This is a genomic window from Streptomyces sp. NRRL B-24572 (assembly GCF_002156145.1).
In the GTDB taxonomy this organism is placed as follows: Bacteria; Actinomycetota; Actinomycetes; order Streptomycetales; family Streptomycetaceae; genus Streptomyces; species Streptomyces vietnamensis.
The window spans coordinates 1-4676 of record NZ_MWIG01000672.1 but is presented as its reverse complement, the minus strand read 5'-3'; the positions used below and the strand labels follow the sequence as shown (position 1 = coordinate 4676).

Sequence of the window (4676 nt, the reverse complement as noted above, 5' to 3'; positions counted from 1 at the left end):
CCGGTGGCGAGGACGTCGTCGATGACCATGACGCGGTCGCCCGCGGCCAGGTCCTCGGCGTGCACCTCGATCTCGGCGGTGCCGTACTCCAGCTCGTACGCCTGGCTGAGCGTCGCCCCGGGGAGCTTGCCGGCCTTGCGGACCGGGACGAAGCCCAGACCCGCGCGGACGGCCACCGGGGCGGCCAGGATGAAGCCGCGGGCCTCCAGGCCGACGATCTTCGTCGCGCCGTGCGCGGAGCACAACGCGGCGAGGGCGTCGGTGAGGGCCGTGAACGCCGCCGGGTCCGCGAGCAGCGGCGTGATGTCCTTGAACAGCACGCCCGGCTTCGGGTAGTCGGGGACGTCACGGATGCGGCTGAGCAGGAGCTCGGTGACGTCCTGGGCCTCGGCGGTCATCCTCGGCGCTCCTGGGCGCCGCGACGGCCCGCCCGGGGGCCCACAACGGCGGCCTCGGAGGGCAGGTCGTCCGCCGCGTCCAGCGACTCGCCCTTGGCGGCGGCGCTGGCGCGCTTGGCCAGGACGCGCTTCCTGAGCGCCTTGATCGAGGGCTCGCGCTCCTTGAGGTCCGCCACGAGCGGGGTGGCGATGAAGATCGAGGAGTACGCACCCGCGGCGAGGCCCACGAACAGCGACAGCGAGATGTCGTTGAGCATGCCGGCGCCGAGGACGCCGCCACCGATGAAGAGCAGACCGGCGACCGGCAGCAGCGCGACGACGGTGGTGTTGATCGAACGGACCAGGGTGCCGTTGATCGAGCGGTTGGCCAGCTCGCTGTAGGTGTAGCGGGTCTGCTTCGTGATGTCCTTCGTCTGCTCCTTGAGGGAGTCGAAGACGACGACGGTGTCGTACAGCGAGTAGCCGAGGATCGTCAGCAGACCGATGACCGTACCGACGGTGACCTCGAAGCCGACCAGGGAGTAGATGCCCACCGTGATCGTGAGGTCGTGGATGAGGGCGACGAGTGCCGCGACCGCCATCCTCCACTCGAAGGCGATGGCCAGGTAGATCACCACGAGGATCATGAAGACCCCGAGGCCGGTCCAGGCCTTGGTGGCGATCTGCTCGCCCCAGCTGGGGCCGACGAGCTCGGCCGCGATCTTGTCCTCGGGGACGTTCAGGTCCTTGGCGAGCTCCGCGCGGACCTGGTCGGACTTGTCGGTGTCGAGGCCGCCGACCTGGATGCGCAGGGAGCCGCTGCCGAGCTCCTGGACGATCGCGTCGTGGCCGGAGGCCTCTTCCGCGTACGTCTGGGCCTGGCTGACGGAGACGTCCGTCTTCGGGGTGGTGAAGACGGCACCGCCCTGGAACTCGATGCCCATGTTGAGGCCGCGGACGGCCAGGGCGACGATGGCGGTGATCGTGATCAGGATGGACAGGCCATACCAGATCTTGCGCTTGCCGATGAAGTCGTAACCGACCTCACCGCGGTGGAGCCGGGCGCCGAGATTGCCGAGCTTCGACATCTCACGCCTCCTTCGTGTCGACGGGGGCGTGGGTACGGCGGGTGCGGCGCAGCGGCGGCTTGGCGCCGAGGCGCTTCGGGTCCAGACCGGACCAGGCGTGACCGTTGCCGAAGAACTTGGTCCGGGCGAGCAGCGTCATGACCGGCTTGGTGAAGAGGAACACCACGACGATGTCGAGCAGGGTGGTCAGGCCGAGCGTGAACGCGAAGCCCTGGACCTTGCCGACGGTCACGATGAACAGCACGGCCGCGGCCAGGAACGACACGAAGTCGGAGACCAGGATGGTGCGGCGGGCGCGCGGCCAGGCGCGCTCGACGGCCGGGCGGAGCGTGCGGCCCTCGCGGAGCTCGTCGCGGATGCGCTCGAAGTAGACGATGAACGAGTCCGCGGTGATGCCGATGGCGACGATGGCGCCGCAGACGGCCGGCAGGTTCAGCGCGAAGCCGATGGCCGGGCCGAGCAGGGCCATGAGCACATAGGTGAGGAGCGCGGAGACGCCGAGGCTGAGGATGGCGATCAGCGACAGGCCGCGGTAGTAGGCGACCAGGTAGATGATGACCAGGCCGAGACCGATGGCGCCGGCGATGAGGCCGGCCTGCAGCTGGTCCCCGCCGAGCGCGGCGGTGACGGTGTCGACGCTCTGGGTCTGGAAGGCGAGCGGCAGGGCGCCGTAGGACAGGACGTTGCCGAGGTCCTGGGCGGACTGCTGGGTGAAACTGCCGGAGATCTGGGCGCTGGCGCTCAGCGTGGTCTGGACGCGGGGCGCGGAGACGACCTCGCCGTCCAGGACGATCGCGAACTGGTTCTGCGGCTCGGTCTGCTGCGACAGCTTGCTGGTGATCGACTGGAACTTCTTCGAGCCGGCGTCCGTGAACTCCATGTCCACGATCCACTGGCCGGTGCGCTGGTCCAGGCCGGCCTTGGCCTTGTCGACGTCCTTGCCGTCCACCTCGGCCGGGCCGAGGAGGTACTTCTCCCACACGTCCTTGCCGTTCGCGTCCTTGCCGCTCTTGCCGCAGGCCACGGTGGGTTCGGTCGACTTGACGCCCTGGCCGGCGGCGGTGCGCGCCTTGGGGTCGAGGCAGTTCAGGGTGGCGAACTTCTGCTGGAGCGCCGCGGTGGCGGGGTCGGGCTTCGGGGTCGCCGACGGGGTCCCGGTGGCCTTCGGCTTCGCGGAGGAGCTCGCCGTGGGCGTGGGGCTCGGGGCCTTGAGGGCCTCGGTGAGCGCACGGCCCTGCGGGGAGGCGGTGGTCGTCGGGGTCGCCGACTTCTCACCGACCGTCGCGCCGGAGGAGGCGGAGGCGGACGGCTTCGGCGAGCCCGAGGGCTTGCCGGAGGGCGTGGCGCTCGGCGCCGTCTGCGGCGTGGCGGCCGCGACGGCGAGGACAGGCCGGAAGTAGAGCTGGGCGGTGGTGCCGACCTGCTCGCGGGCCTGCTTCTCGTTCGTCCCGCGAGGGATGTTGACGATGATGTTCTCGGCGCCCTGCGTCTGAACCTCGGCCTCGGAGACACCCAGACCGTTGACACGGCGCTCGATGATGCCGACCGCCGTGTTCATGTTGGTCTCGTTGACCGCCGACTCCTGGCCGGGCTCGGCCTTCGCCTTGAGCGTGATCGACGTACCGCCGGCGAGGTCGATGCCGAGGCGCGGGGTGGTGTGCCCCGACCAGAACATCCCGCCGGTGAGCGCGACCATGGCGATCAGGATGAGTGCCAGGGCGCGGCCCGGACGGCTCTGTCCCCCCGCCGGCCTTCGGCCCTTCTTCGGTGCTGCCACCTGTCGTATCTCCCTGTCCAACCGCCTCACGCCGGGTATGCGTGAGACGGCCACGAAGTGTGTGTGGGGACCTGCCCCCGCAGACGTGGAACCGTTCCGGGGACCGCGCTCGCCGGTGGGCGTGGGCGCGGTCCCCGGCCGCGACTACTTCGCGTCGGTCTCGCCGTCGGCCTTGCCGTCCTTCTGACCCTCGGCGGCGGCCTCGGCCGCGTCCGACTTCTTCGTCAGGTCGGCCTTCGGCGCGTCCTCGACGGTCTCCGCGTCCGTGGCCTCGACGGCCTCGGTCAGCGAGGAGGCGTCGTCCGGGACGACGGTGTCGGAGTCCGACTCCTCGTCGTCGCCGTGGACGATCCGGTTGTACTCGGAGTCGTCGAGGACCGCCCCGATCGCGTTCTTGGCGTAGACCGCGTGCACGCCGGGCGCGACCTCGAGGAGAACGGTCTCGTCGCCGATCTCCTTGACCGTGGCGTACATCCCCCCGATCGTCCGTACGCCGGTGCCGGGCTGCATCTCGTTGCGCATCTGCGCCGCCGCCTGCTGCTTCTTCTTGGCAGAGCGGGTCATCAGGAACATGGCCCCGATGAGGACGATGAAGGGGAGGAGAGTCACGATGCTCACGGGACGGGTTTCCTTCGCACGGTCGCGGAGAACCCGCGGCCTGATCTTCGGGGGTGGGCGCGCCGACCAGAAAGGGCGGCAACGGCGGAGTCTAGGCGAGTCCGCATCGATGGAACAACGTCCAGCATCGCACCCTGGTTCCGGTCCGGGCGAGTGTCAGCACCGTCACGCCCCGAAGAGCCCCTGTTGTCCGCTTGGTGTCGCCGCCGGGCCCGCTGCCTGCGGCGGAACGAGTCCGAGGTGCGTCCATGCCGCCGGAGTGGCGACCCGACCACGGGGCGTGCGGGCCAGCAGTCCTTCGCGTACGAGGAAGGGTTCGGCGACCTCCTCGACGGTCTCGCGCTCCTCCCCGACGGCGACGGCGAGGGTGGACAGGCCGACCGGTCCGCCGCCGAAGAGCTTGAGCAGGGCCTGCAGGACGGCGCGGTCGAGCCGGTCGAGGCCGCGGCTGTCCACCTCGTACACGCTCAGGGCCGCCTCGGAGACCTGTCGGGTGATCACTCCGTCGGCCCTGACCTGGGCGTAGTCCCGCACCCGGCGCAGCAGGCGGTTGGCGATGCGGGGCGTGCCGCGGGAGCGGCCGGCGATCTCGGCGGCGCCGTCGGGGTCGATCTCCACGTCGAGGAGTCCGGCGGAGCGGTGGATGACGCGCTGGAGCTCGGCCGGCTCGTAGAACTCCATGTGGCCGGTGAAGCCGAAGCGGTCGCGCAGCGGCGGCGGCAGGAGGCCCGCCCGGGTGGTGGCGCCGACCAGGGTGAACGGCGGCAGCTCCAGCGGGATGGCGGTGGCGCCGGGGCCCTTGCCGACGATGACGTC

General features: G+C 70.6%; 5 protein-coding genes. All 5 read right to left on the bottom strand.

The features are described from left to right. Positions 1-398, bottom strand: a 398-nt coding sequence (locus tag CCN56_RS33165; RefSeq protein WP_086831556.1) for an adenine phosphoribosyltransferase, incomplete at its 3' end; no start/stop codon positions are given. Continuing rightward, positions 395-1465 (bottom strand): protein translocase subunit SecF, encoded by a 1071-nt coding sequence (gene secF / locus CCN56_RS33160; RefSeq protein WP_086831555.1) that lies wholly within the window; start codon positions 1463-1465, stop codon positions 395-397. The genes secF and CCN56_RS33165, both read right to left, overlap by 4 nt. Position 1466: 1 nt before the next feature. Beyond that, complete coding sequence (gene secD / locus CCN56_RS33155; protein ID WP_086831554.1) at positions 1467-3242, bottom strand: protein translocase subunit SecD; 1776 nt, start codon at positions 3240-3242, stop codon at positions 1467-1469. Between the two features lie 144 nt (positions 3243-3386). After that, entirely contained in the window at positions 3387-3860 is a 474-nt protein-coding gene (gene yajC / locus CCN56_RS33150; RefSeq protein WP_041128265.1) for a preprotein translocase subunit YajC, read from the bottom strand. Between the two features lie 165 nt (positions 3861-4025). Next, positions 4026-4676: Holliday junction branch migration DNA helicase RuvB (gene ruvB, locus CCN56_RS33145; protein WP_086831553.1), on the bottom strand; the 651-nt coding region annotated here is incomplete at its 5' end.

Coding starts and splice junctions, on each gene's coding strand:
- secF (WP_086831555.1), bottom strand. CDS start 1,465: ATGTCGAAGCTCGGCAATCTCGGCGCCCGGCTCCACCGCGGTGAGGTC.